Origin of the sequence: Sphingobium sp. CFD-1 (assembly GCF_024611115.1) — a bacterium.
In the GTDB taxonomy this organism is placed as follows: Bacteria; Pseudomonadota; Alphaproteobacteria; order Sphingomonadales; family Sphingomonadaceae; genus Sphingobium; species Sphingobium baderi_A.
Genome location: NZ_CP084398.1, coordinates 2,983,313 through 3,007,090 on the forward strand (window position 1 = coordinate 2,983,313; position 23,778 = coordinate 3,007,090).

Here is a 23,778-nt window from a genome sequence, read left to right on the forward strand (position 1 = left end):
CTGGCATGGCGTGTAAACTCCGGCTAGAGCGCTTTGCCATGAACGATACTGCATCCTTCGGCTATCGCGATGTGGACGCCGCTGAAAAACAGGGCATGGTCCGCGCGGTCTTTTCCAATGTCGCGTCGAAATACGACCTGATGAACGACGCCATGTCGGGCGGCGCGCATCGGTTATGGAAGGACCAGTTCGTGAACCGTGTGAAGCCGCGCAAGGATGAGCATATCCTCGACATGGCGGGCGGCACCGGCGATATCGCGTTTCGGATGCACCGACATGGAGCGCGCGTGACGGTGTCCGACATCAATCCCGAAATGCTGGCGGTCGGCATCGAGCGGGCCAGGAAGAAGGGCTATGAGGGACTGATCTGGTCGGAACAAAATGCGGAGGAACTGACCTTCGGCGACCGCGCTTTCGACGCCTATACGATCGCCTTCGGCATCCGCAACGTGACGCATATCGACCAGGCGCTGCGGGAAGCGCATCGGGTATTGAAATATGGCGGGCGCTTCTTCTGCCTGGAGTTCTCGACGACGACCTGGCCGGGCTTTGCCGATGTTTACGACGTCTATTCACACCGGCTGGTGCCCAAGCTCGGCAAGCTGTTCGCCGGTGACGAGGACAGCTACCGCTATCTGATCGAATCGATCCGCCGCTTTCCGCCCATGCCGAAGTTCGAGAGCATGATCCGCGAGGCCGGTTTCGTGAACACGAAGGTCGAGCCGATATTGGGCGGGCTGGTGGCGATCCACAGCGGCTGGAAGATCTGACGTCCCGTGCCTTCCCATACGACTCATATCTGGCGGCTGCTGAAATGGGGCCGCACATTGGCGCGACACGGTGCGCTGCGCGGGATCGAGCGCGATCCGCTGACCCCGGCGCCGGTGCGGCGGCTGGTGCGGCTGGCCCGTTTTGGCGCGCGCGTGCCCAAACAGCCCCGTTACGCGGACGCCTTCCAGGCCATCGGCCCCGCTGCGATCAAGCTGGGGCAGACGCTGGCGACTCGGCCCGATCTGGTCGGCGACGAGGCTGCGAATGACCTGTTGCGCTTGCAGGACGCGCTGCCTCCCGTCCCGTTCGCCACGATCCGCGCGCAGATCGAGCAGAGCTTCGGACGGCCGCTCGAATCCATATACAGCCATTTCGATGAAGTGCCGGTGGGCGCGGCCTCCATCGCGCAGGTGCATCGCGCCGTCACTATCGATGGCCGCGATGTGGCGGTGAAGGTGATCCGCCCCGGCGTGATCGACCGCTTCAACCGCGACATCCAGACCTATGAATGGGGCGCCGCCCATCTGGAGATGCTGGGCGGCGAAGCGGCGCGCCTGCGCCCGCGCCTGGTCATCGCCAACATGAAACGGTGGACGGCGCGGGAACTCGACCTGCGGCGCGAGGCCGCATCCGCCTCCGAACTCGCCGAAGCGATGGAGGCGATGCCGGGATACCGCATCCCCGCCATCGACTGGGACCGCACGACCGGCAAGGTCATGACGATGGAGTGGGTCGACGGCGTCAAGATCTCCGACCGCGACGCACTGATCGCCGCCGGACATGACGTGAAGGACATCGCGTCGCGGCTCGTCAACGCCTTCCTGCGGCAGGCGATCGCGGAAGGTTTCTTCCACGCCGACATGCATCAGGGGAACCTGTTCGTGACGGCGAACGGCGACATCGTCGCCATCGACTTCGGCATCATGGGCCGGATCGACCGCCGCGCGCGCATGTGGCTGGCCGAGATTCTCTACGGTCTCATCACCGGCAATTATCGGCGCGTCGCCGAAATCCATTTCGAGGCGCAATATGTGCCCGCCCATCATGACGTGGCGGAGTTCGCGACCGCGCTGCGCGCCGTGGGCGAGCCGATGCGCGGCAAGCCGGTGCGCGAACTGTCGGTCGGCGGGATGCTGGACGGCCTGTTCGCCATCACCCGCGATTTCGACATGCAGACGCAGCCGCATTTGCTGCTCCTCCAGAAAACGATGGTGATGGTGGAGGGCGTGGCGACCGCACTCGATCCCGACATCAACCTGTGGGAAACGAGCGGCCCCTATGTGAAGGAATGGCTGCGGACCGAATTGGGGCCGGAGGCCAAGGCCGCCGACACGCTGATCGAGAATTGGCGCACGCTGCAACGCTTGCCGGGGCTGGTGCGGCGGATCGAGGACGCCTTCCCCGAAAAGGGCGGCGCGCCCCCGCCTCCGCCGCTGAGCGAAGTCAGGGTCATCCGCATCGGCGGCGGCTGGCGCTATGCCGTGGTGGCGGCCATCGCGGCGGCGGCTGGAGCGATCGTTACGGCGCTGCTACATCTGCATATATGACTCAGCCTCGCGTCCTTCTCATCATCTCCGGCGGCATTGCGGCCTATAAGTCGTTGGAACTTGTCCGGCTGCTGCGAAAGCGCGGCATCGCGGTGCGCGCCGTGCTGACGGCGGCGGCGGAGAAGTTCGTGACGCCGCTGTCGCTGGGCGTGCTGACCGAGGATCATGTCTATGGCGACATGTTCGACCTGAAGGAAGAGCGCGAGATCGGGCATATCCAGCTTTCGCGCCAGGCCGATCTGGTCGTGGTCGCGCCCGCCACCGCCGACATATTGGCCAAGATGGCGGCGGGCATCGCCGACGATCTGGCCACGACGCTGCTGCTCGCCACCGACAAGCCGGTGCTGGCCGTGCCCGCGATGAACGTCCGCATGTGGCACCATGCCGCGACTCAGCGCAACCTCGCGCAGCTTCGCGAGGACGGCGTGCACATCATGGAGCCGGACAGCGGCGAGATGGCCTGCGGCGAATATGGCAGGGGCCGCCTGCCCGAACCGGAGCAGATCGCGGCGGAGATCGCGCGGCTGATCGCCCTGCCCTCGCCCACCGATCCGCTCGCGGGCCAGCCGGATTTCGAAGGGCCTGAACTGCCGTTGACGGGCAGGCATATCCTCATCACCGCCGGGCCGACGCATGAGCCGATCGACCCGGTGCGCTACATCGCCAACCGATCGTCGGGCAAGCAGGGTTTCGCCATCGCCGCCGCCGCCGCGCGGGCAGGCGCGCGGGTGACTTTGGTCGCCGGGCCGGTGAACCTCCCTACGCCGCAGGGTGTCAAGCGCGCGGACGTGGAAACCGCGCTGGAGATGATGGCAGCGGTCGAAGCGGCCCTGCCCGCCGACGCCGCGATCATGGTCGCCGCCGTCGCCGACTGGCGCACCGCCGGCGCGGCCAACCAGAAAATCAAGAAGGACGGGTCGGGCAAGCCCGCACCGCTTTCGCTGGTTGAAAATCCCGACATCCTCGCGACACTCGGCAAACATGGGCAGCGCCCCACGCTGCTGATCGGGTTCGCCGCCGAAACCGAAAAGGTCGCCGACCATGCCCGCGCCAAGCTGGCGAAGAAAGGCGCGGACTGGATCGTCGCCAATGACGTGTCAGGCGCCCCCGGAGCAAGCGTGATGGGCGGCGACGCGAACAGCGTTCATATCGTCACGGCCGACGGCATCGAAAGCTGGGAAAAGCTGCCCAAGGATGTTGTCGCCACCCGCCTCATCGAAAAGGTCGCCCATGCCCTCTCCGCTCGTCCCGATTGAAATAAGGCTGAAGCGCCTGCCCCATGGCGAAGGGTTGCCCACGCCCGCTTATGCGACCGAACATGCGGCAGGCATGGATGTGGTATCGGCGGAAGATGTCACGATTGCACCCGGCGGCCGCCATGCCGTTGCAACCGGCTTCGCCATGGCCATCCCCGAAGGCTATGAGGTGCAGGTGCGCCCGCGTTCGGGTCTGGCGTTGAAGCACGGCATCAGCCTGCCCAACACGCCGGGCACCATCGACGCCGACTATCGCGGCGAACTCAAGGTGATCCTCATCAATCTGGGTGACGCACCCTTCATCATCGCGCGCGGCGATCGGATCGCGCAGCTTGTGGCCGCCCCGGTCCAGATGGCGCGCTTCGCCGAAGTCAGGGAACTGGACGACACCGCGCGGGGTTCAGGGGGTTTCGGCTCCACGGGCATCGCTTCTTCATGACGCTGACCGACGACCAGCTCGAACGCTATGCACGCCACATCGTCCTCAAGGAGGTCGGCGGCGCGGGGCAAGCGCGGCTGCTGTCGGCGGATGTGGCGGTGATCGGCGCGGGCGGCATCGGCAGCCCGGCGATCCTGTATCTGGCCGCCGCGGGCGTCGGCACCATCCGGGTGATCGACGATGACGCGGTGGCGCTCTCCAACCTACAACGGCAAGTGCTGTTCGGCACCGCCGACATCGGCGCGTCCAAGGCGGAGGTCGCCATGGCCGCCGTCGCCCAGCTCAATCCCGACGTGAAGCTGATCCCCATCAACGCCCGCATCGATGCGGAAAATGCGGGGTTGATGCTGCGCGAGGCGGACGTGGTGCTGGACGGCTGCGACAGTTTCGCGACGCGCCTCGCGGTCGCCGACGCCGCGCAGGCGCTGCGTATCCCACTGGTGTCGGCTGCGGTCGGCCCATTCGAGGGGCAACTCGCCACCTATCGCGGATGGGAAAGGGACAAGCCCTGCTATCGCTGCCTTGTCGGGACGCCGGAGGACGCGGCGGAGCGCAATTGCGCGGAAACCGGCGTCATTGGCGCACTGACCGGCGTGATGGGCAGCCTCGCCGCGCTGGAGGTCATCCGCGCGCTGGTTCCCTTTGGCGAGGACAGCGCGGGCAAGCTGCTGCTCTGCGACCTGCTCTCCATGCGGTTCCGCACCCTTACGGTGCCCAAGGACCCGGCCTGTCCCGCCTGCGCGGTGGAACTGTGCGCGAACTGAGGATCATCGTTGCCTGCGCGGATTCAGAGCGGTTGCGCGCCGCCCTGGTGACGGCATCGGCGCAGGCGGCGCTAGGCGGCAAGGCAGCGGTCTTCCTGCAACTTGACGCCGTGGCCCTGCTGCGCGCGCCCATCGCGGCCCGCCTGGACGACGCGCATGAAGCGGCGGGTCTGCCGACGCTGGCGCTGCTGCTGGAGGACGCGGTCGCTTTAGGCGTCGCGCTCTTCGCCTGCCAGAGCGGATTGGCGCTGTCGAACCTGTCCGCGAGCGACCTGCCCAAAGGCGTGGAGATGAGCGGCCCGGTCGCTTTCCTCCAACAGACCAGCAACGACGCCCGCCTCCTGTTCGCCTGACCCAGGCACAGCCCTTCTATTGACAGGCGGGATGGCCCATTTAAGGGGAAGGCGCGGCCTTTGCGCCCATCCACATAAATGAAAGTCATCCCGTGTCCGCCATGCTCAAGATCACCCTGCCCGATGGTTCCGTGCGCGAAGTCGCGCCCGGCACTACCCCGGCGGACATTGCGGCGGCGATCGGGCCGGGCCTGGCCAAGGCCGCCATCGCGGCGCGGATCGATGGCGAGCTGCGCGACATCACGCGCCCGCTGGAGGCAGACGCCGCGCTCGCGCTAGTGACGGCGAAGGATGAGGCCGACGCGCTGGAACTGGCGCGTCACGACTTCGCGCATCTGCTGGCCGAAGCGGTGCAGGAACTGTTCCCCGGCACGCAGATCACTTTTGGCCCCGCGACCGAGGACGGCTTTTACTACGACTTCGCGCCCGATCCGAAGCGCGGGCCTTTCACCGAGGAAGACCTGCCCGTCATCGAGGAAAAGATGCGGGAACTCATCCGCGCCGACAAGCCGCTGCGCCGCGAAGTGTGGCGCCGCGAGGATCTGATCGCGCGCTGGCAGGCGGAGGGGGAGACGTTCAAGGCGCAGTGGGCCGCTGAACTGCCCGAGGGCGAGGAACTGACGGTCTACTGGTCGGGCAATGACTGGCTCGACATGTGCCGGGGGCCGCATCTGGCCTCGACGGGAAAGCTCGACCCGCAGGCGTTCAAGCTGACCCGCGTGTCGGGCGCTTACTGGCGCGGCGATCAGAAGAACGCAATGCTTTCGCGCATCTATGGCACCGGCTGGCTCAACAGGAAACAGCTCGACGCGCATCTTCACATGCTGGAGGAAGCGGGCAAGCGCGACCATCGCAAGCTGGGCGCGGAAATGGACCTGTTTCACCTCCAGGCCGAAGCGCATGGCTCCGTCTTCTGGCACGCCAAGGGCTATATCATCTGGCGGCAACTGGAATCCTATCTGCGCCGCCGGCTCGACGCGGCGGGCTACCAAGAAGTGAAGACGCCGCAGATCATGGACGCCCGCCAGTGGGAGCAATCCGGCCACTGGGGCAAATATCGCGAGAATATGTTCGTCATCCCCGACGAGGTGCCGAACACCGAGGATGAAGGTCCGGTCGTATCGCATGACGCGGCATGGATGGCGCTTAAGCCCATGAACTGTCCCGCGCATGTCCTGATCTTCCGCCAGGGGATCAAGAGCTATCGCGATCTGCCGCTCCGCATGGCGGAAATGGGCTGCTGCCATCGCAACGAACCGCATGGCGCGCTGCACGGCCTGATGCGCGTGCGCCAGTTCACGCAGGACGACGCGCATATCTTTTGCCGCGAAGACCAGCTGGTGAGCGAGGTCGCGCAATTCTGCGACCTGCTGGATGTGGTATATAAGGATCTGGGCTTCGCGGACTATGCCATCAAGCTGGCGCTCCGCCCGGAAAAGCGGTTCGGCACCGACGAAATGTGGGACTGGTCCGAACAGTCGCTGCGCGATGCCGTCGCCGCGACGGGCCGCAACACGGCCGAATGGGGATGGGAAGAATTACCGGGCGAAGGCGCCTTCTACGCGCCCAAGCTGGAGTTCCACCTGACCGACGCGATCGGGCGGACGTGGCAGGTCGGCACGATCCAGACCGACACGGTGCTGCCCGAACGACTCGACGCCAGCTATGTGGGCGAGGACGGCGAACGGCACCGGCCGGTGATGCTCCACAGGGCGATCCTGGGCAGCTATGAACGCTTCATCGGCATATTGATCGAACATTATGCGGGCAAATTTCCGCTCTGGCTCGCCCCTGTTCAGGCGGTCGTGGCGACCATCGTATCGGATGCGGACCCGTATGCACAGGAAGTTGTCGAGAAGCTCCGTGCCGCCGGAATCCGCACCGAAGCGGACGTACGGAATGAGAAGATCAACTACAAGGTGCGCGAGCATAGCCTTGCAAAAGTGCCCAATCTGCTGGTCGTCGGAAGGCGCGAGGCGGAGGAAGGCACGGTGGCGCTGCGCGAACTGGGCAAGGAAGGGCAGTCCGTCCTTTCACTGGACGATATCATCGCCCGACTTGCAAAAGAGGCGCTGGCTCCCGATATGCGGTGAGGCTGCCATGTCACAGAGGGACCGGCAATCCGCAACTCCGGACTTGCCGCCCCTTTCGGCTTTGCGCTAAAGGCGCATCCACCGACATTTTTGAACGACCATAGGAGATACCGCTATACGTCCCCCAATGATGCGCCGTCCAATGGCGCCGCCGCCGAAGTCCGGTCCCCGTTATAATGAGTTCATCACCGTGCCCAAGGTGCGGGTGATCGACGACGAAGGCGAAAATCTGGGCGTGATGTTGACGCAGGAGGCGATGGAGCGCGCTTACGAGATCGGGCTGGACCTGGTCGAAGTGTCGCCGACCGCCGATCCGCCGGTCTGCAAGTTTCTGGACATCGGCAAGTTCAAATACGAAGCGCAGAAAAAGGCGAATATCGCCCGCAAGACGCAGCGGACGCAGGAACTCAAAGAGATCAAGATGCGTCCCAACATCGACGATCATGACTATGATACGAAGATGAAGAAGGTGCATGATTTCATTGGCGATGGCGACAAGGTGAAGATCACCCTGCGCTTCCGGGGCCGCGAATTGTCGCACCAGCAGCTCGGCATGCAGTTGCTTCAGCGCGTTGCGGAAAATGTGGCGGAGATCGCCAAGGTCGAAGCCTATCCCCGCATGGAAGGCCGCCAGATGCTGATGGTGCTCGCGCCGAAATAAGCGCGGCTGCTCGCAAAGCGACACAAGCAAATGGGCGGAGTCTGGCGACAGGCTTCGCCCGATGCTTTTGGAGGTCCGGCCAGATTGACCCTACCCGCCGAATCAGGCCGAAGGCTTGTCTCGATAGAGTGCCGGGAACATCGCCTTGAGAGCCGCCACCTTGGACGCATCCCAGCGCAATATATAGGGATGGCGTGGGTTGCGGCGCATGAAATCCTGATGATAGCTGTCGGCATCCTGAAAGCCGGTGAAACGCTCCACCCGCGTCACGATGGGGTCGCGCCACAACCCTGCCTTGCCTAATTGGATCAGATAGGCGTCCGCTGCCTTCACCTGCTCCGCGTTCAACGGGAAGAGCGCGCTGCGATATTGCGTGCCGCGGTCCGGTCCTTGGGCATTGAGCGTCGTCGGGTCCGCGATCACAGAGAAGAATATCCGCAGCAGCGCGCCATAGCTTACCAGCTTTGGATCATAGGTGACGCGCACCGCTTCGGCATAGCCGGTATCGCCCTCGCTCACCCGCTCATAGTCCACCTTGCGCCCGCGCGGTCCGCCCGCGAAACCCGAAACGGCGAGGTGAACGCCTTTCACATGAGAAAACACGCCCTCCACGCCCCAAAAGCAACCGCCCGCAAAAGCAGCGGTTTCCAGTTTCCGGCCGGGCGACGCATCGACCGCCGGAACAGGCGCCAGCACCGGCCTTTCGGCGCGCAGGGGAGAAGCGGCGGTCAGCGCCGCGAAAAGAGCAAGAAAGATGCCGTCAGCGCGGCGCATAATCCGCCGCCGGCGCGGCGATGGCGGACGGCGCGATCATTGACGGTTCTTCCTGATGAAAGGCGAACATGCCGATGGCGCCAAGGACGAATCCCCCCAGGAAGCGGAAGAACAGGTCGGATTTCAAAAAAGCCTTCATGGGCGTCTTGTCCTCACGCCGCCTGCGGCTCGATGGGCAGAGCGGCTTTGCAATAAAGTTCGCCTTCGCTGTCACTCATAGCCTTTGTCGATGAGTGCTCGATGAACACCATCAAAAAGCGATCGGTGGCGGCAAGGCGGAAACAGGTTTCGGTTCGAAACGGGATATAGAAACCGCCGCGCCAATCGCAAGACGGCGCGGCAGGAAAAAGACCGTTTCCGCTTTCGCGCCTATTTGAGCGCGGCGCAGGCTTCCTGGATGCGGATGCAGGCGGTTTTCAGCACTTCGTCCGAGGTCGCATAGCTGATGCGAAAAGCGGGCGAGAGGCCGAAGGCCGCGCCATGCACCGCGGCAACCCGCGCTTCATCGAGGAAGTAGCCGATCAGCGTTTCGTCGCTGTCGATCACCTGCCCCTTGGGCGTCGTCTTGCCGATCAGGCCGCTGGCGTCGGGATAGACATAGAAAGCGCCTTCGGGCGTCGGGCAATCGAGGCCCGGCGCGTCGTTCAGCATGGCGACCACCATGTCGCGGCGCTTTTTGAACGCGGAATTGCGTTCTTCGAGGAAGTCCTGATCGCCGGTCAGCGCGGCGACGGCGGCGGCCTGGCTGATCGAGCAGGGGTTGGAGGTGGATTGCGATTGCAGCTTGCCCATCGCCTTGATGATCCATTCCGGGCCGCCCGCGAAACCGATGCGCCAGCCGGTCATGGAAAAGGCTTTGGAACAGCCATTGACCGTCAGGGTGCGATCGTAAAGCTCCGGACACACCTGCGCGATGGTGGCAAAGGGCGTGGGCGCATACCAGACATGCTCATACATGTCGTCGGTCATCACCATCACATGGGGATAGCGCAGCAGCACATCGCCCAGCGCCTTCAATTCCGCCGCCGAATATGCCGCACCCGACGGGTTGGAGGGCGAGTTCAGGAGCACCCACTTGGTCCGGGGCGTGATCGCGGCCTCAAGCTGGGCGGCGGTGATCTTGTAGCCTTGACTGGCGGGACCCTCGATAAAAACCGGCGTGCCCCCCGCAAAGTTCACGATGTCGGGATAGCTGACCCAATAGGGCGCGGGGATGATGACTTCATCGCCCGCATCGACGGTCGCGACCAACGCGTTGAACAAGGTGTGCTTGCCGCCGGAGTTCACGCTGATCTGGCTGCGCTTGTAGACGAGGCCATTATCGCGCTTGAACTTGAAGGCGACCGCTTCCTTGAGATCGGCGGTGCCGTCCACATCGGTATAGCGAGTGAGGTTGTTGCGAATCGCCGCAATCCCCGCTTCCTTGACGAAATCGGGCGTGTCGAAATCCGGCTCGCCCGCCGACAGGCCGATCACGTCCACGCCTTCGGCTTTCAGCGCGTTGACCCGCGCGCTCATGGCGAGCGTGGCGGAAGGCTGGATACGGCCAAGGGCGGCGGAAGTCTGGCTCATGACGACAATCTTTCTGAAGAATCCCCAAGGTCCGCGAGAAGGCGGACGCCGCGTCCCTTAGTCCGCAACGGACGCAGGGGCAACCATGTGTTGCCGCCCCGGCGCGAAAGCTATCGCGCCAGCGAAGCGGCCACCATGCCGCGCGCCGCATTGCCGATGAAAAAGCCGCCCTCCAGATCGTGCGGGCGCAGATCTGCCTCTACCGCTTCCCCCATGTCGATCAGGCTTTGGCGCAGGATTCCGGGAAGCAGCCCGCGCCGCAGGGGCGGCGTCACCAGCTTGTCGCCGCGCTCCACGAAGATGGTGGAAAAACAGCCTTCGGTCAGGAAGCCCTGATCATCGGTCATCAGCACTTCAAAGGTGCCGCCGCGGCGGAGCGCATCGCGATAGATCGAACGGTCGGTCGTCTTATGCCGCAGACGCAAATCCTCGGCGGTCGCGTCGCGGGAAACGATGGCCACATGCATGATCGCTTCCGGCCATGTGCGATAACCGCGCACCTCGATCGCGATCGAGCCCCGGCGCGATGCCAGCAGGCGCAGGCGGCTTTTCTCACGCAGGCGGAAAGTCGCGGCCTGAAGCTCGTTACGCACTTCATGCCGGTCGAAAACGAAGTCGAGCGCCTCCGCGCTGGCCTTCATCCTTTCCAGATGCAGTTCCAGCAGCCTGATGCCTTCGACCGGATCGAAAGCCATGGTTTCCAAAAGGTCGAAGCGTTCGTCAGCCAATGCCATTGCACCCATTGCAAAGCCTCACAAACGAGAGAAGTCAAGTATCGGCAAGAAACCGCCCCTTGGCCAGGCATTCCGCCCATTCCGACGCCGCGTCGGAATCCGCCACAATCCCAGACCCAAGGCCCAGACGGCCCAAGGCGCTGCCCTTTTCGACGCAAATGGTCCGTATGGCAACATTGAAGGCGGCGTCCCCTTCCGGGTCGATCCAGCCCATCGCGCCCGTATAGACGCCCCGGGCAAAGGGTTCGATGGCGTCGATGACCTCCATCGCCCGCACCTTGGGTGCCCCGGTGACGGAGCCGCAGGGGAAGAGGATACGCAGCACGTCCACGGGCGACAGGCCCGGCAGAACGCGAGAGCGCACGGTGGACACCATCTGATGTACGGTGGGGAAGGTTTCGACATGGAAAAGTTCGGGCACGGTGACGGTGCCCGCCCGCGACACGCGCGACAGATCGTTGCGGAGCAGGTCCACGATCATGAGGTTTTCGGCGCGCTGCTTCGCGTCATTTTCCAGCCATCGCGCCAGCGCCGCGTCACGAGCCGGTTCGGCATCGCGCGGGGCGGTGCCCTTCATGGGCCGCGCCGTCAGCTGTCCGCGAACCTGCGTGAAGAACAGTTCGGGGGAGAAGGACAGGATATCGTGCCCGCCCGTGCGAATAACGCCGCCATAGCCCGCCGCGGCGCGGGGACGGACGGCGGCATAGAAGGCCATGAGATCGCCGGGAAGGGTCACGTCGCAGGGGAAGGTCAGGTTCGCCTGATAGATATCGCCGGCCCGGATATAGTCCTGCACACGCTCGAAGGCTTGACGATAAGCCGCTTCATCGATCAGGGGCCGGGGCGCCGCCATCGTGCCGGGCGACGGGGGAGGCAACAGATCCGCCAATTCGTTCGGGGCGATCAGGCGGCATCCCTCGAAAAGACCGAACCACAGCAAAGGCGGTGCGCCCGGCTGTGCTTTCTCCACCTGACGCAGGCCGATGGCGTGCAGGCGGTCTTCCAGCGCCAGCCCGGCTTCGTAGCTCAGGAACCCGGCGGCATGAAGGCCCTGCTCCTGCGCCTGCGCCAGACGGTCCAGCGCGGGTTGCACCTCAGCCTGATGCCGCGCCACGATTGTCGCCACCGGGTCGCGATAGAGCCGCGCCGGAGCGGCGTTATGCGCGCGCGCATCGTCGAACAAGGCAAAGACTTCAGAAGGTCCAGGCAAGCGCATAGCGCCCTCTTAACAGGCTTTGGCCAGCGCGGAAGGCGTTAGCGCCAGGGAAGGAACCGAAGATTCCTTCGTTGCCGCGCAAAACGAATCAGCCTAGCGGAACGGGCATGACCGACAGACAGCCATCGCGGCCGACCGACCGCCCTTTCGGCCCCGCTTTCGCGCTCGCCATAAGGGGGCGCTGTCCCGCCTGCGGTGAAGGCCGGATGTTCGCGGGTTATCTCAAGCCGGTCCATAGCTGCAGCCATTGCGGCCAGCGTTGGGACGTGCATCAGGCCGATGATTTCCCGGCCTATATCGTCATCCTGCTGCTGGGTCACATATTGGTGCCGCTGATGATAGAAGTGAACGCCGCCTTTTCCATTCCACTGGGATGGCAGGCAGTGATCTGGCCCGGCCTGGCGATCATCCTGTGCACTTTGCTGATCCAACCGGCCAAGGCGGCGGTCATCGCATTCCAGTGGACGCGAAGGATGCACGGCTTCGCATGATGGCGTGCGGTCAGTCCGGCTGACGCAGGAAATTCCGCTCCATCGCTTCACGCAGCGTTCCGTCGATCACGCGACGTCCTTCCGGGCCATGGGTGACGACGGTGGTGTCGCAGGTGGCGACGCAGACGCCCTTCTGGAATCCGGCGGAGCTGATGGTCCAGCTCGTGCGGCCGATATGGCCGATGGCGCAATGGACATCGAAGGGATAGGGGAAATGCGCTTCCTCGATGAAGCTCAGGGAAACGGCGGCGACCAGCCAGCGCACGCCCTGTTCCTGCGGATGGCGGCCCAGATGATGGTGAAACCGGATGCGCGCGGTTTCGAATATCCCCGATATCGCCACATTGTTGATGTGGCCCATCGTGTCGATGTCCTGGAAGCGTGTATCGATGCTGGTAACGAAATTATAGGCGTCGGGACTGAAACGCCAGGAATCGGGTTTTGCCATCTGCTGCTTTCCGCTGCGTGATCCTTTTCGTCATACTCGCGCAAGCCGCCGATGCAATCGCGACACGCGCATTATTACGGAAACTGCGGCCTTTTTAACACAGGGGAGGGCCACGCCCTGTTTTCGCACGGGATGGTGGACTTCGCCGCTGGGGCTTTCTAGCCTGCGCTTCCCTTTGCCCGGAGCGTGCCGATGCAACGATACAGCCTTGCCGCCATCTTCCTCCACTGGACCATCGCGATCCTGCTGGCTTTCCAGATCAGCGTCGGGTGGGCGCTGGAGGGCCTGGGCGCGCGCGGCTTTGCCCTGTTTCAGCTGCACAAGTCGATCGGCATCACCATCCTTGCGCTCACGCTGGCGCGGATCGCGGTGCGATATTGGAAACCGCGCCTCGCGCCGGTCGAAGGCGGGTGGCAGGGCGCGCTCGCCAAAACGGTTCATGGCGGGCTGTATCTTTTCATGATCGGCGCGCCGCTGACCGGATGGGCGCTGGTATCGACCGCCAAGGTGAAGGTGCCGACGCTGATTTTCGGCCTCATTCCCCTACCCCATCTGCCCCTGCCGATGCACGGGCACGAACTGGCGGAAGGCGCGCACGGCCTGCTCGCATGGATCGGCGTCGCGCTGTTCCTGCTGCATGTGGCGGGGGCGCTCCGCCATCATATTCTGCTGCGCGATGGACTGATCTGGCGGATGATGCCCGCGCGCTCGCCGGTGCTGATCCTGCTGTTGCCCGCGCTGGTCCTGGGCGGGCTGGCGCTGGGCAAGGCGATCCTTCCCGCCCCGGCGCCCAAGCCAGCGGCAGAGGCAGCACAACTGGCGGTGGCGGGGAATGTCATGGAGGCGGTGGAGAATGAGCCTGCGCCGGTCGAGAACGGCATCGACGCAACCTATAGTGCAGCGGCAGGGGCCGACAACGCCGCCCAGCCGGAGGAAAAGCCAGTCGGGCCGCCCCCCGCATGGACCATCCAGCCCGGCGGGCGGGTCGGCTTTTCAGTCGGCAATGGCGGCGAGACGATCAGCGGCAGTTTTTCGAAATGGACGGCCAAGATCGCGATGGACCCCGACCATCCGCAATCCGCCGACATCCGCGTCGACATCGATCTTGCGAGCGCGAGCGTCGGGGACGCCTATAAGGACGGGATGCTGCCCGGGGACGAATTTTTCGACGTGGCGGCGCATCCCTCCGCGCGCTTCGTGGCCAGGGGCGCGGAGAAGGCGGGTGCGAACAGCTATCGCGCATCGGGCACCTTGACCCTGAAGGGCGTCAGCCGCCCGCAGAACATCCGCTTCACCCTGTCAGGCGACGGCGCGACGCGGAAAGTGGCGGGTTCCGCGACCATCGCCCGCGCGCCCTTTGGCGTGGGGAACGGGGCCAGCAGCACCGGGCTGGACCCCAAAGTGTCAGTGGATTTCAGCTTCTCCGCCACCCGGCAATGACAATCGAGCCGGCACCCGCGAGCAGCCATGGATTCCCGCCGGAAATCATGGCATTTGCTGATCCATGAATGCTGAAAAACCGCCGAGCACACGCATCGAGGACGGAGTCTTTCTCGCCCTCGTCCTGCTGGTCACCATCGCCTTTGCCTGGGTGATCGAACCTTTTGCCGCGGCGATCCTGTGGGGCGTGATCGTGGCGATCCTCTTTGCGCCGGTGAACCAGCAACTATTGGCGTCGATGCCGGGACGGCGCAACGGCGCGGCGCTGCTGACGCTGCTTCTTATCCTTGTCATCGTCATCGTGCCCGCCATCGTGCTGGCGATGGCGCTGGTGCAGGAAGGGAGCTATTTTTACGGTCGCCTGCAATCGGGCCAGATCAATGTCGCGGAAATCTTCGACCGTTTCCAGGCCAGCCTGCCCCATTGGGCTTCGGCCTGGCTGGAACGGCTGGGCATCACCAATTTCGCGACGGTGCGGGACATGCTGAGCGACGGCATCGCATCGAGTTTCCAGACGCTTGCAGGGCAAGCCCTGTCGATCGGGCAAAGCGCCATGGGTTTCGTGCTGGCGCTGGGCGTGATGCTGTATCTCACATTCTTCCTGCTGCGCGATGGCAGCAATCTGGTCGCGATCCTCGACAGGGCCGCGCCCCTGCGCGCCACCCCGCGCCATGCGCTGATGCAGCAGTTCGTCATCGTCGTTCGCGCAACCATCAAGGGCAGCCTGGTCGTCGCCATCGTGCAGGGCCTGATCGGCGGCATCGCCTTCTGGGCGCTGGGGATACCGGGCGCGCTGCTGTGGGGCGTGCTGATGGGATGCGCGTCGCTATTGCCCGCCGTGGGCACCGGACTCGTCTGGGTGCCGGTCGCGATCTACCTGCTGGCGACGGGCGCGCTGGTGAAGGGGTTGATCCTCGTCTTTTGCGGCATATTCATCATCGGCATGGTGGACAATGTGCTGCGCCCCATCCTCGTCGGGCGGGAGACGCGGATACCCGATTATGTCGTGCTCATCACCACGCTGGGCGGGATCGAGCTGTTCGGCGTGAACGGCATCATCATCGGGCCGGTGATTGCGTCGCTTTTCATCGCCACATGGAACATCGTGACGCGGATGCGCCGCCCCGGCGGAATGGAGGGTCCGCTCGCCGACCGGACCGAATGAAGGCTTAGGGTCAGCGACCTTCGGTTCTGGTCGGCTGCCAATGGCGTCGTTTCGTACTTCCGGTGCTCACGACCCTATAGGTCGCTGCGCGCCGGGTCACGAAAACCCACCATTTTCGTTCCACCATCTTCCGAATATCGCTGACCCTTTAGAGCGCCTCCAATCCGGCGCTGGCTTCCATCCAGGCTTCCTCAACGGCTTCCAGCTTCTTTTCGACGGCGGCGCGTTTCACCATCAGTTCAGTCATGGTCATCTTCGCCTCCGCCCCGCTCGCGGCCTTGGGATCGAACAGCGCCTGATCGATGCGGCTGCGTTCCGCGCCCAGGGTCGCCATTTCCTTTTCGGCCTTGCTGACGGCAGCTTTCAGGGCCTTTTGCTTTTCGCGCCATTCGGCGGCGTTGCGTTTTTCGGCCTTGCGGTCGGGCCTGGGCGTATCGCCGCCGCTGCCGTTGCTGTCCGCCTTACGCAGGACGATGTCGGTATAATCGTCGAGGCTGCCCGCAAACTCCTGCGCCGTACCGCCATCGACCAGCACGAGGCGGTCTGCGGCAAGTTCGATCATGTGGCGGTCATGGCTGACGATCACCACCGCGCCCGAATATTCGTTGAGCGCCTGCACCAGCGCCTCGCGACTGTCGACGTCAAGGTGGTTGGTCGGTTCATCGAGGATCAGCAGATGCGGCGCATCGCGCGTGATGAGCGCGAGGGCGAGACGGGCTTTCTCCCCGCCCGACATGCTACCGACCTTCTGCGTGGCGCGCTCGCCGGAAAAGCCGAAGCGGCCCAACTGGGCGCGGACGGCGGCGGGGGTCGCGCCCTTCATCACGCGGCTCATATGTTCAAGCGGCGTGTCGGTGACGTCCAGTTCCTCCACCTGATATTGCGTGAAATAGCCTACGCTCATCTTGGAAGAGCTGTTCATCGCGCCTTCCATGGGCGCAAGCTGCGCGGCCATCAGGCGTGCCAGCGTGGTCTTGCCATTGCCGTTGCGGCCGAGCAGCGCGACGCGGTCGTCCGGGTCGATACGCAGGTTGACACGTTTCAGGATCGGCGTGTCGCCATAGCCGACCGCCGCCATATCCATGGTGATGAGCGGCGGGCGCAGTTCGGGCGGGCTGGGGAAGGTGAAGGCCAGCGTCGGATCTTCGATGGCGGCCGCGATAGGCTGCATCCGCGCAAGCGCCTTGGCGCGGGACTGGGCCTGTTTGGCCGTGGAAGCACGCGCCGAGTTGCGGGCGATGTAATCCTGCAGCTTCTCCCGTTCGGCCTGCTGTTTCGAGCGGGCGGCTTCCTGCTGGGCGAGGCGTTCGGCACGCTGGCGCTCGAAGGCGTCATAGCCGCCGGGGTAGAGCGTCACCTTGCCCCCCTCCAGATGCAGGATGTGGTCGACCACATTGTTCAGAAGATCGCGCTCATGGCTGATGACGACCACGGTGCCGCGATAGTTTTTGAGGAAGCTTTCCAGCCACATCGTCGCTTCAAGGTCGAGATGGTTGGACGGTTCGTCGAGCAGTAGCAGTTCCGGCTCGGAAAAGAGCAGCGCGGCAAGGGCCACGCGCATCTTCCAGCCGCCCGAATAGCTATCGAGCGGGCGGCCCTGCATCTCCTCGTCGAAGCCGAGGCCGACGAGGATGCGGGCGGCGCGAGCGGGGGCGGTATAGGCATCGATGGCGTTCAGGCGCTCATAGATGTGGCCGAGGCGGTCGGGGTCTTCGGTATGCTCCGCCTCCGCCATCAGGGCGGCACGTTCCTTGTCGGCGGCCAGCACCGTTTCGAAGGGGGTGGCGGTGCCGGCAGGGGCTTCCTGCGCGATATAGCCCAGCCGCGTGTCGCGCGGCATGTCGCAACTGCCTTCGTCCGGGTCGATCTGGCCGATCATCACCTTCATCAGCGTGGACTTGCCCGCCCCGTTGCGACCGATGAGGCCCACGCGGCTGCGCGGCGGCAGCGCGGCGCCGGCGCGGTCAAGGATGGTGCGTCCGCCAAGGCGCACGGTGATACCGTTCAAGTTAAGCATGGCGGCCCCCTAGCCTATTTTGGCGGCGGGGGGAAACCGGTGACGGCAGAGAAAGCGGGGTGACTGTTTTCGGCCAATAGCCGCCACCCCACCTCCGTTCGGGCTGAGCCTGTCGAAGCCTGTCCTGAGCGGCGTCGCTCAGGGCGAACGGAGATGGGAATAGCGGACAGTCCACCTTCCACCCAAAACCAGTCTCTCCTACCCTTTCTTGGCCGGCACCTGTTCCGCATAAAGGGTGAACTGCGCGTGGAGCCCGCCTTGCGAAGACTGCCCTAGCCACAGGTCGAACAGGCCCGGTTCGGCGATGCGCTTGCTGCCGGACCCCACAAATTCCAGATCGGTGCGGGATAGGGAGAAGCGGACCAGCCTGCTTTGCCCGGGGCCGAGCGTCACGCGCTCAATGCGTTTGAGTTCGCGGATCGGGCGGGTGCGGCTGGCCACCCTGTCGCGAATGTAGAGTTGCACCACTTCGCTGCCGGAGCGGTCGCCGGTGTTGCGGACGCGCGCCGTCACCTCGATAGCGCGGTCCCAGCGCAGCGCGGTGTCGGAGAGCTTCAAATCCTCCAGCGCGAATTGCGTGTAGGACAGGCCATGGCCAAAGGGAAAACGGGCGCTGTTGTCGGTGGTGGCATAGCGCGCCTTATATTCGGTGCCGCCATTGTCGGTGACGGGGCGCCCGGTGGATTTGCGATCGTAGAAGAAGGGCTCCTGCCCCGATTCCCATGGGAAGCTGACGGGGAGCTTGCCGGACGGGTCCGCCTTGCCAAAGAGAAGGTCGGCGATGGCGTGGCCGGTTTCGGAGCCGAGGAACCATGTCGCCAGGATCGCCTGCGCGTTCGCCACGCCGTCATGCAACGCCAGTGCGCGGCCGTGGCGGAGCAGGATGATAACCGGCTTTCCGGTCATGGCGACGGCATCGGCCAGCGCCTGCTGCGCGGCGGGGATTTCAATGACGGTGCGGGACTGGGCCTCACCGGACATATCCTGGGATTCTCCTATGGCCAGGAGCACGATGTCGGCGGCCTTGGCGGCGTCCACCGCCTCTGCGATGCCATCGTCTATCGGTTTGCGGACGCCGCAGCCCTTGACGATGGTGAGCAGCGAGGGGTCGGGCATCGCCGCGCGCAAGCCGGTGGCGATGTCCACGCCCTTGTCGGGATCGCCATAGAAAGCCCACGGGCCGTAGAGATTCGCCTTATCCTCGCCGAAGGGACCGATGAGCGCGATCTTCTGCCGTTTCGCGGGATCGAGCGGCAGGACGCCTTCATTCTTGAGCAGCACGACCGAGCGGATCGCGGATTCGCGGGCCAGGGCGCGATGGGCGGGCGTGGCGATGCGGCTCTTTTCCGCCGCCTCGTCCAGCGAGCGATAGGGATTGTCGAACAGGCCGATGGCGGTCTTTACATAGAGGATGCGGCGGACGGCGACATCGACCGTGCCTTCGGGCACCGCGCCGCTCTTCACCAGATCGGGCAGATATTTGATGAAGAGGCCGCTCTGCATCGACATGTCGACCCCGGCAAGCACCGCAAGCCGCGCGGCGTCCCGGTCATCCTGCGCGAAGCCATGAGCGACCAGTTCCTCGTCCGCCGTATAGTCGGAAAAGACGAAACCCCGGAAACCCATCTCGCCGCGCAGCAGATCGGTCAGAAGCTCCCGGTCGGCGGTGGCCGGGACGCCATTGATCTCGTTGAAGGCGGCCATGGTCGTGAGTGCGCCCGCCGCGAAGGCCGAACCAAAGGGCGGGATATGGGTTTCGCGCAGCGTCTCGTCGGAAATGTCGACATTGCCATATTCCAGGCCCGCCGCCACCGCGCCATAGGCGGCGAAATGCTTGGGACAGGCGAGCAGGCTGTCGGCGCGGCGCAGATCGCCCCCCTGAAAGCCGCGCACGCGAGCGGCGGCGAACAGGCTGGTGAGGGTGACGTCCTCTCCCGCCCCTTCGACCACGCGGCCCCAGCGCTGATCGCGCGCCACGTCGACCATCGGCGCGAAGGTCAAATGCAGGCCCGCCGCCGTCGCTTCAACCGCCATGGCGCGGGACGTTCGGCGCGCCAGTTCCGGATCGAAGCTGGCCGCTTCGCCCAGCGGCACAGGAAAGACGGTCTTGAGCCCGTGGATCACATCGCCCGCGAAAAGCAGCGGAATGCCGAGGCGGCTGTCCTTGACCGCGATGTCCTGCGCGCGGCGGCCACCCTCCACGCCGATGCCGTTGAAGAGGCACCCGACGCGCCCCTTGCGGATTTCCCCGGCGAGGCGCTTTTCGTCCTGGATGCCCACTTGCGGGTTAGGCGGATTGAACGGGCGGAAACTGTCGGCGAGGCAGGTCATCTGCCCGGCCTTCTCCTCCAGCGTCATGCGGGAGATAAGGTCGTCCACCCGCGCCACGTCACTGGCGGCAAGGGCAAAGGCCCGTCGCGACGCCGCGAGGCTCAGGGGTAAGGTCAGAAAAGACGCAAGGGATGCGGTCAGCAGGGAACGGCGGTCAAGGCTCATGAAGGCGGGCTAACAGGGTCCATATGAATATAGCTTGTCCGCCGAACGCATGAACCGAGCCATGTTGCAGCGCATCACGCCGAAGCGAACAGCTTGGTCCCTACCACGCCGATCACGGTCAGCGCCATGAAAGCGGCCTGCACCGGCGTCACCTTGTCCCCGAAAAGGATCACCCCGCCGATGATGACTCCCACCGCGCCAAGACCGGTCCAGATCGCATAGGCGGTTCCGGCGGGCAGGCCCCGCATCGCCAGCGCCAGCAGGCCCATGTTCACGAAGCTCAGGGTGATGGGCACCAGCGACGCCTGCCAATGTCCGACGGTGGCGGCCCATTTGAGGCTGAGCGCCCAGATGATTTCGGTGATAACCGCGATGCCAAGAATTAGCCACGCCATGTCCGCGCGTTCCTTCTGCTCAATCAGGCTCGGGAAAAAGGGGAAGCGTGCGGGCCGGAAACCCGAAAGAGGCGGCACGCCGGATATGCGATGGTGGACAGGGCTGGATTCGAACCAGCGTACGGGAAACCCGGGCAGATTTACAGTCTGCTGCCTTTAACCACTCGGCCACCTGTCCAGTCGCCTGACCGTTCCGGGGATGCCCGATCCGGTTGGAGGGCGCTCAATGACGAAAGGAGGCTTGCCTGTCAATGCTTCCCGTGAAAAGAGCGCGACATGAAGAAAAGAGGTCATCGCCCGACGGGGCACAAGGGCAATTATCCGCGCTTCTATGGACGCCATGCCGTGATCGCGGCGCTGGCGAATCCCGATCGCGTGGTGCGTAAGATATGGGGCACGCGCGATGCGCTGAACGCGCTGGAACTGCCGCCGGTGCTGCCCATCGTCTATGCCGACGTGGCCGATCTGGGGCGGATGGTCCCGTCGGACGCGCCGCATCAGGGGCTGGTGGCGGAGGTCGAGCCATTGGACGACGTATGGCTGGGCGATGCGCTGGAGGCTGGGCAGGACGACAAAAGGCCCGTTCTGGTGCTGGATCAGGTGACGGACCCGCATAATGTCGGCGCGATCCTTCGTTCGGCCGCCGCGTTCGATGCGCTCTGCATCGTGACGCAGGACCGCCACGCGCCGCCCGAATCGGGGGTTCTGGCGCGGTCGGCTTCGGGCGCGCTGGAAATCATGCCGTGGGTGCGCGTGGTGAATCTCGCCCGCGCGCTGGATGAGATTGCGGAGGCTGGATATTGGCGCATTGGCCTCGATGGAGAGGCCGATACCACGCTGGGCGAGGCAATCGGCGAATCGCGGGTCGCGCTGGTGCTGGGGGCCGAAGGCGAGGGCCTGAGGCATAACAGCATGGCGCATTGCGATATTCTGGCTAAACTGCCGATCAGTCCGCGGATGGAGAGCCTGAACGTCTCCAATGCCGCGGCCATCGCGCTCTACGCCGCCGCCAGCCGGTAGCGGCAGAAACGCAAGACAGGGGGTTGTCATGTCCGTTCTGACGCGCGCGGTCGCCGCGCTCTTGCCCATGTTGCTGCTGTCCGCCTGTCTGGTGACGCCGGGCAAGTTCGATTCCACGCTCGACATCCGGGCCGACCGCAGCTTCACCTTCACCTACAAGGGTGAGATTATCGCGTCGGACATGGGCAAGGACCTGCCGGGCCCCGACGGGTTGGGCGACGAACCGACCGACGATGCCGCGCCCACGACGCAGGACAGCGTCTACCACATGGCGGGGATCTGGCGGATCAAGGACGAAACCGCCGAACAATCCTTCGCCAACCGCAAGAACCCGGGCGACGACGCCAAAATGCAGGCGATTGCCGAAGCGCTGACCAAGGAAAAGGGGTTCCGCGCCGCGCGCTATATGGGCGATCACAAGTTCGAGATCGATTATGCGATCAGCGGCAGGCTGGATCACGCCTTTCTCTTTCCGTTCAACACGGACGCGCAGATCGTGCTGCCCTTCGTGGCGGTGGAACTACGCGGAGCCGATCGGTTGCGGGTGAAGGCGCCGGGCTTTTCCACCAGCTATGACAAGAGCCAGGGACCATCGATGGGCGGTTCGGACGATGATGCGGCCAAGGCGCTGGACGGCACCTTCACCCTGACCACCGACGCCGAAATCGTGGCGCAGAATCAGGAAGACGGCGCGCAGGACACGCCGCAGGGCAAGCGGATCGTCTGGAAAGTGACGCCGATGACGAGCGATGCACCCAGCGCGACGCTGCGAGTGAAGCCGTAAACCCGGCGGGAATGCGAACCGTGCCCCCGCAAAGGCAGGAGCACGGCGTGCTTGTCAGTCTTCCGGCGCGATGGTGACGCGCAGGCCGTCCAGATCGTCCGATATCATGATCTGGCAGGACAGGCGGCTCTGTTCATTGCGGTGATCGGAACTGTCGAGCAGGTCATTCTCATCCTCGCTCATCGCCGGCAATTTATCAGCGAATGCGGGATCGATATAGACGTGGCAGGTCGCACAGGAACAGCAGCCACCACACAGCGCCAGCAATTCATCGAAGCCATTGTCGCGGACAATTTCCATCACCGACAGGCCATTGTCTCCATCGACAGCCCGTTCCTCGCCCTCACGGTTGACTACAATCAGCTTCGGCATTTACTCAATCCCCTCGAAAACATTTCCGCCGCTCTGGCGAAGGAGCCGGTGAAAATCAAGGGTCGGATAACGATTTCATGGTGGCGACAGCCGAACAGTTGCGCGAAAGCATCGACGCGATAGCCGCGCTGGAGCCCGGCTTTGCCGATGTGCTCAAAGACATAGGCTATCCGGGAACGCGGATGCGACCGGCCGGCTACGAAACCCTGCTTCGCACCATCGTGGGACAACAGGTGAGCGTCGCATCGGCGGCGGCGGTATGGCGCAGGCTGGAAGCGGAACTGGGCGCGGGATGCGAACCGGCGGCGCTGCTGGCGCGGGATTTCGACGCCTTGCGCGCCTGCGGCCTTTCCCGTCAAAAACAGGGCTATGCCCGCAGCCTTGCCGAACTGGTGACGAGCGGCGCGCTCGACCTGCATTCGCTGCCCGCCGATGACGAGGAAGCGATCGCGCAGTTGGTGCGGATCAAGGGTATCGGGCGCTGGTCGGCGGAAATCTACCTGCTCTTCGCGGAAGGGCGGCCCGACATCTGGCCCGCGGGCGACCTGGCCGTGCAGATCGCCATCGGCCGCATATTGGGCCTGCCTGAACGGCCGAGCGAGAAGATGATGCGCGATCTGGCCGAACGCTGGCGTCCGCACCGGGGGGCCGCGGCGATCATGGCCTGGCACCATTATAATACGGAGGTTCTTTAACACCCATGCCCCTGCCCCATGCCCGCTACATCGTCCTCAATCATGACGGCCAGTGGAAGATCAATCTCGACAACCGCTATTACGGTCCTTTCGCGACACAGGAGGCGGCTGTCGAGATGGCGACCGACACCGCGAAGAAAGCCGATTCGGCCGGCTATCCCGCTACCGTGCTGCTGATGAAGGGCACGGCGTTCGAGACATTGTGGACCAGCAGCGTTCCAGACCATCCGGGCTGAAGACCCCCTTCCCGGTTGGAACCGAACGGGAAGAACTGC

At 64.5% G+C, this 23,778-nt stretch carries 25 protein-coding genes and 1 tRNA gene; 15 read left to right on the forward strand and 11 right to left on the reverse strand.

Annotated features, from left to right (window positions below; all coding sequences use genetic code 11):
• Window positions 1–38 precede the first annotated feature (38 nt).
• The 8 genes from LDB26_RS15030 (at window position 39) to infC (ending at window position 7,884) form a co-directional block, all read left to right on the forward strand.
• Complete coding sequence (locus LDB26_RS15030) at window positions 39–770, forward strand: class I SAM-dependent methyltransferase (protein ID WP_257539046.1); 732 nt, start codon at window positions 39–41, stop codon at window positions 768–770.
• 6 nt (window positions 771–776) lie between these two features.
• Window positions 777–2,318: a 2-polyprenylphenol 6-hydroxylase gene (gene ubiB / locus LDB26_RS15035; protein ID WP_257539047.1), complete on the forward strand. Its 1,542-nt coding sequence runs from the start codon at window positions 777–779 to the stop codon at window positions 2,316–2,318.
• Window positions 2,315–3,574, forward strand: a complete 1,260-nt coding sequence (gene coaBC, locus LDB26_RS15040) for a bifunctional phosphopantothenoylcysteine decarboxylase/phosphopantothenate--cysteine ligase CoaBC (protein WP_257539048.1) — start codon at window positions 2,315–2,317, stop codon at window positions 3,572–3,574. The genes ubiB and coaBC overlap by 4 nt, the downstream gene beginning before the upstream one ends.
• The gene (dut, locus tag LDB26_RS15045) at window positions 3,549–4,013 is read left to right on the forward strand and encodes a dUTP diphosphatase (RefSeq protein WP_257539049.1); all 465 of its coding nucleotides are present in this window, start codon (window positions 3,549–3,551) and stop codon (window positions 4,011–4,013) included. The genes coaBC and dut overlap by 26 nt, the downstream gene beginning before the upstream one ends.
• On the forward strand, window positions 4,010–4,777 hold the full coding sequence (locus LDB26_RS15050) for a HesA/MoeB/ThiF family protein (protein ID WP_257539050.1): 768 nt from the start codon (window positions 4,010–4,012) through the stop codon (window positions 4,775–4,777). The genes dut and LDB26_RS15050 overlap by 4 nt, the downstream gene beginning before the upstream one ends.
• Entirely contained in the window at window positions 4,765–5,130 is a 366-nt protein-coding gene (locus LDB26_RS15055; protein WP_257539051.1) for a DsrE family protein, read from the forward strand. The genes LDB26_RS15050 and LDB26_RS15055 overlap by 13 nt, the downstream gene beginning before the upstream one ends.
• Window positions 5,131–5,231: 101 nt before the next feature.
• Window positions 5,232–7,223 (forward strand): threonine--tRNA ligase, encoded by a 1,992-nt coding sequence (gene thrS, locus LDB26_RS15060; protein WP_257542145.1) that lies wholly within the window; start codon window positions 5,232–5,234, stop codon window positions 7,221–7,223.
• A gap of 127 nt (window positions 7,224–7,350) precedes the next feature.
• Entirely contained in the window at window positions 7,351–7,884 is a 534-nt protein-coding gene (gene infC / locus LDB26_RS15065; RefSeq protein WP_062060627.1) for a translation initiation factor IF-3, read from the forward strand.
• Window positions 7,885–7,986: 102 nt separating this feature from the next.
• Here infC and msrA read toward each other — a convergent pair whose 3' ends face one another.
• The 5 genes from msrA to pabB all read right to left on the reverse strand — a co-directional run bounded on the left by msrA (window position 7,987) and on the right by pabB (window position 12,180).
• Window positions 7,987–8,658 (reverse strand): peptide-methionine (S)-S-oxide reductase MsrA, encoded by a 672-nt coding sequence (msrA, locus tag LDB26_RS15070; protein WP_257539052.1) that lies wholly within the window; start codon window positions 8,656–8,658, stop codon window positions 7,987–7,989.
• Window positions 8,645–8,797 (reverse strand): hypothetical protein, encoded by a 153-nt coding sequence (locus LDB26_RS15075; protein WP_257539053.1) that lies wholly within the window; start codon window positions 8,795–8,797, stop codon window positions 8,645–8,647. The genes msrA and LDB26_RS15075 overlap by 14 nt, the downstream gene beginning before the upstream one ends.
• A gap of 230 nt (window positions 8,798–9,027) precedes the next feature.
• Complete coding sequence (locus tag LDB26_RS15080) at window positions 9,028–10,230, reverse strand: pyridoxal phosphate-dependent aminotransferase (protein ID WP_062060636.1); 1,203 nt, start codon at window positions 10,228–10,230, stop codon at window positions 9,028–9,030.
• Between the two features lie 110 nt (window positions 10,231–10,340).
• Window positions 10,341–10,964: an aminotransferase class IV gene (locus LDB26_RS15085; protein ID WP_257542148.1), complete on the reverse strand. Its 624-nt coding sequence runs from the start codon at window positions 10,962–10,964 to the stop codon at window positions 10,341–10,343.
• A 34-nt stretch (window positions 10,965–10,998) separates the two neighbouring features.
• Window positions 10,999–12,180, reverse strand: coding sequence for an aminodeoxychorismate synthase component I (gene pabB / locus LDB26_RS15090; RefSeq protein ID WP_257539055.1), 1,182 nt, complete (start codon window positions 12,178–12,180; stop codon window positions 10,999–11,001).
• A 107-nt stretch (window positions 12,181–12,287) separates the two neighbouring features.
• Between pabB and LDB26_RS15095 the strand changes: the two genes are divergently transcribed.
• Window positions 12,288–12,671 (forward strand): DUF983 domain-containing protein, encoded by a 384-nt coding sequence (locus tag LDB26_RS15095; RefSeq protein ID WP_062060643.1) that lies wholly within the window; start codon window positions 12,288–12,290, stop codon window positions 12,669–12,671.
• Between the two features lie 10 nt (window positions 12,672–12,681).
• Here the strand turns inward: LDB26_RS15095 and LDB26_RS15100 are convergent, their stop codons facing one another.
• On the reverse strand, window positions 12,682–13,119 hold the full coding sequence (locus LDB26_RS15100) for a thioesterase family protein (protein ID WP_062060645.1): 438 nt from the start codon (window positions 13,117–13,119) through the stop codon (window positions 12,682–12,684).
• A gap of 192 nt (window positions 13,120–13,311) precedes the next feature.
• Between LDB26_RS15100 and LDB26_RS15105 the strand changes: the two genes are divergently transcribed.
• A complete protein-coding gene (locus LDB26_RS15105) occupies window positions 13,312–14,559 on the forward strand; it encodes a YceI family protein (protein WP_257539057.1) in 1,248 nt (415 codons plus the stop codon).
• Between the two features lie 64 nt (window positions 14,560–14,623).
• The gene (locus tag LDB26_RS15110; protein WP_257539059.1) at window positions 14,624–15,724 is read left to right on the forward strand and encodes an AI-2E family transporter; all 1,101 of its coding nucleotides are present in this window, start codon (window positions 14,624–14,626) and stop codon (window positions 15,722–15,724) included.
• A 148-nt stretch (window positions 15,725–15,872) separates the two neighbouring features.
• Here LDB26_RS15110 and LDB26_RS15115 read toward each other — a convergent pair whose 3' ends face one another.
• From LDB26_RS15115 to LDB26_RS15130, 4 genes are all read right to left on the reverse strand, one after another.
• Window positions 15,873–17,741, reverse strand: a complete 1,869-nt coding sequence (locus LDB26_RS15115) for an ABC-F family ATP-binding cassette domain-containing protein (protein ID WP_257539060.1) — start codon at window positions 17,739–17,741, stop codon at window positions 15,873–15,875.
• A 198-nt stretch (window positions 17,742–17,939) separates the two neighbouring features.
• Window positions 17,940–20,237 carry a glycoside hydrolase family 3 N-terminal domain-containing protein gene (locus tag LDB26_RS15120; RefSeq protein WP_257539061.1) on the reverse strand — a complete coding sequence of 766 codons (2,298 nt, stop codon included), beginning with the start codon at window positions 20,235–20,237 and terminating at the stop codon, window positions 17,940–17,942.
• A gap of 74 nt (window positions 20,238–20,311) precedes the next feature.
• The gene (locus LDB26_RS15125) at window positions 20,312–20,632 is read right to left on the reverse strand and encodes a multidrug efflux SMR transporter (RefSeq protein WP_062068200.1); all 321 of its coding nucleotides are present in this window, start codon (window positions 20,630–20,632) and stop codon (window positions 20,312–20,314) included.
• A 91-nt stretch (window positions 20,633–20,723) separates the two neighbouring features.
• Window positions 20,724–20,810: transfer RNA gene (locus LDB26_RS15130), tRNA-Tyr, on the reverse strand.
• Between the two features lie 98 nt (window positions 20,811–20,908).
• Between LDB26_RS15130 and LDB26_RS15135 the strand changes: the two genes are divergently transcribed.
• Entirely contained in the window at window positions 20,909–21,652 is a 744-nt protein-coding gene (locus LDB26_RS15135; RefSeq protein ID WP_062060659.1) for an RNA methyltransferase, read from the forward strand.
• A gap of 28 nt (window positions 21,653–21,680) precedes the next feature.
• Entirely contained in the window at window positions 21,681–22,436 is a 756-nt protein-coding gene (locus tag LDB26_RS15140; RefSeq protein WP_062060662.1) for a hypothetical protein, read from the forward strand.
• Window positions 22,437–22,490: 54 nt separating this feature from the next.
• Here the strand turns inward: LDB26_RS15140 and LDB26_RS15145 are convergent, their stop codons facing one another.
• Window positions 22,491–22,808, reverse strand: coding sequence for a 2Fe-2S iron-sulfur cluster-binding protein (locus LDB26_RS15145; protein WP_062060665.1), 318 nt, complete (start codon window positions 22,806–22,808; stop codon window positions 22,491–22,493).
• 77 nt (window positions 22,809–22,885) lie between these two features.
• Between LDB26_RS15145 and LDB26_RS15150 the strand changes: the two genes are divergently transcribed.
• Both LDB26_RS15150 and LDB26_RS15155 read left to right on the forward strand, forming a co-directional pair.
• Window positions 22,886–23,503 carry a DNA-3-methyladenine glycosylase gene (locus tag LDB26_RS15150; RefSeq protein ID WP_062060668.1) on the forward strand — a complete coding sequence of 206 codons (618 nt, stop codon included), beginning with the start codon at window positions 22,886–22,888 and terminating at the stop codon, window positions 23,501–23,503.
• A gap of 5 nt (window positions 23,504–23,508) precedes the next feature.
• Complete coding sequence (locus tag LDB26_RS15155; RefSeq protein ID WP_062060671.1) at window positions 23,509–23,739, forward strand: DUF2188 domain-containing protein; 231 nt, start codon at window positions 23,509–23,511, stop codon at window positions 23,737–23,739.
• Window positions 23,740–23,778 lie beyond the last annotated feature (39 nt).

Bases quoted from the DNA above. Each gene is read 5' to 3' on its own strand.
- LDB26_RS15030 (WP_257539046.1), top strand. From the start codon at position 39: ATGAACGATACTGCATCCTTCGGCTATCGCGATGTGGACGCCGCTGAA.
- coaBC (WP_257539048.1), top strand. From the start codon at position 2,315: ATGACTCAGCCTCGCGTCCTTCTCATCATCTCCGGCGGCATTGCGGCC.
- dut (WP_257539049.1), top strand. From the start codon at position 3,549: ATGCCCTCTCCGCTCGTCCCGATTGAAATAAGGCTGAAGCGCCTGCCC.
- LDB26_RS15050 (WP_257539050.1), top strand. From the start codon at position 4,010: ATGACGCTGACCGACGACCAGCTCGAACGCTATGCACGCCACATCGTC.
- thrS (WP_257542145.1), top strand. From the start codon at position 5,232: ATGCTCAAGATCACCCTGCCCGATGGTTCCGTGCGCGAAGTCGCGCCC.
- infC (WP_062060627.1), top strand. From the start codon at position 7,351: ATGATGCGCCGTCCAATGGCGCCGCCGCCGAAGTCCGGTCCCCGTTAT.
- msrA (WP_257539052.1), bottom strand. From the start codon at position 8,658: ATGCGCCGCGCTGACGGCATCTTTCTTGCTCTTTTCGCGGCGCTGACC.
- LDB26_RS15075 (WP_257539053.1), bottom strand. From the start codon at position 8,797: ATGAAGGCTTTTTTGAAATCCGACCTGTTCTTCCGCTTCCTGGGGGGA.
- LDB26_RS15080 (WP_062060636.1), bottom strand. From the start codon at position 10,230: ATGAGCCAGACTTCCGCCGCCCTTGGCCGTATCCAGCCTTCCGCCACG.
- LDB26_RS15085 (WP_257542148.1), bottom strand. From the start codon at position 10,964: ATGGCATTGGCTGACGAACGCTTCGACCTTTTGGAAACCATGGCTTTC.
- pabB (WP_257539055.1), bottom strand. From the start codon at position 12,180: ATGCGCTTGCCTGGACCTTCTGAAGTCTTTGCCTTGTTCGACGATGCG.
- LDB26_RS15095 (WP_062060643.1), top strand. From the start codon at position 12,288: ATGACCGACAGACAGCCATCGCGGCCGACCGACCGCCCTTTCGGCCCC.
- LDB26_RS15100 (WP_062060645.1), bottom strand. From the start codon at position 13,119: ATGGCAAAACCCGATTCCTGGCGTTTCAGTCCCGACGCCTATAATTTC.
- LDB26_RS15105 (WP_257539057.1), top strand. From the start codon at position 13,312: ATGCAACGATACAGCCTTGCCGCCATCTTCCTCCACTGGACCATCGCG.
- LDB26_RS15110 (WP_257539059.1), top strand. From the start codon at position 14,624: ATGAATGCTGAAAAACCGCCGAGCACACGCATCGAGGACGGAGTCTTT.
- LDB26_RS15115 (WP_257539060.1), bottom strand. From the start codon at position 17,741: ATGCTTAACTTGAACGGTATCACCGTGCGCCTTGGCGGACGCACCATC.
- LDB26_RS15120 (WP_257539061.1), bottom strand. From the start codon at position 20,237: ATGAGCCTTGACCGCCGTTCCCTGCTGACCGCATCCCTTGCGTCTTTT.
- LDB26_RS15125 (WP_062068200.1), bottom strand. From the start codon at position 20,632: ATGGCGTGGCTAATTCTTGGCATCGCGGTTATCACCGAAATCATCTGG.
- LDB26_RS15135 (WP_062060659.1), top strand. From the start codon at position 20,909: ATGAAGAAAAGAGGTCATCGCCCGACGGGGCACAAGGGCAATTATCCG.
- LDB26_RS15140 (WP_062060662.1), top strand. From the start codon at position 21,681: ATGTCCGTTCTGACGCGCGCGGTCGCCGCGCTCTTGCCCATGTTGCTG.
- LDB26_RS15145 (WP_062060665.1), bottom strand. From the start codon at position 22,808: ATGCCGAAGCTGATTGTAGTCAACCGTGAGGGCGAGGAACGGGCTGTC.
- LDB26_RS15150 (WP_062060668.1), top strand. From the start codon at position 22,886: ATGGTGGCGACAGCCGAACAGTTGCGCGAAAGCATCGACGCGATAGCC.
- LDB26_RS15155 (WP_062060671.1), top strand. From the start codon at position 23,509: ATGCCCCTGCCCCATGCCCGCTACATCGTCCTCAATCATGACGGCCAG.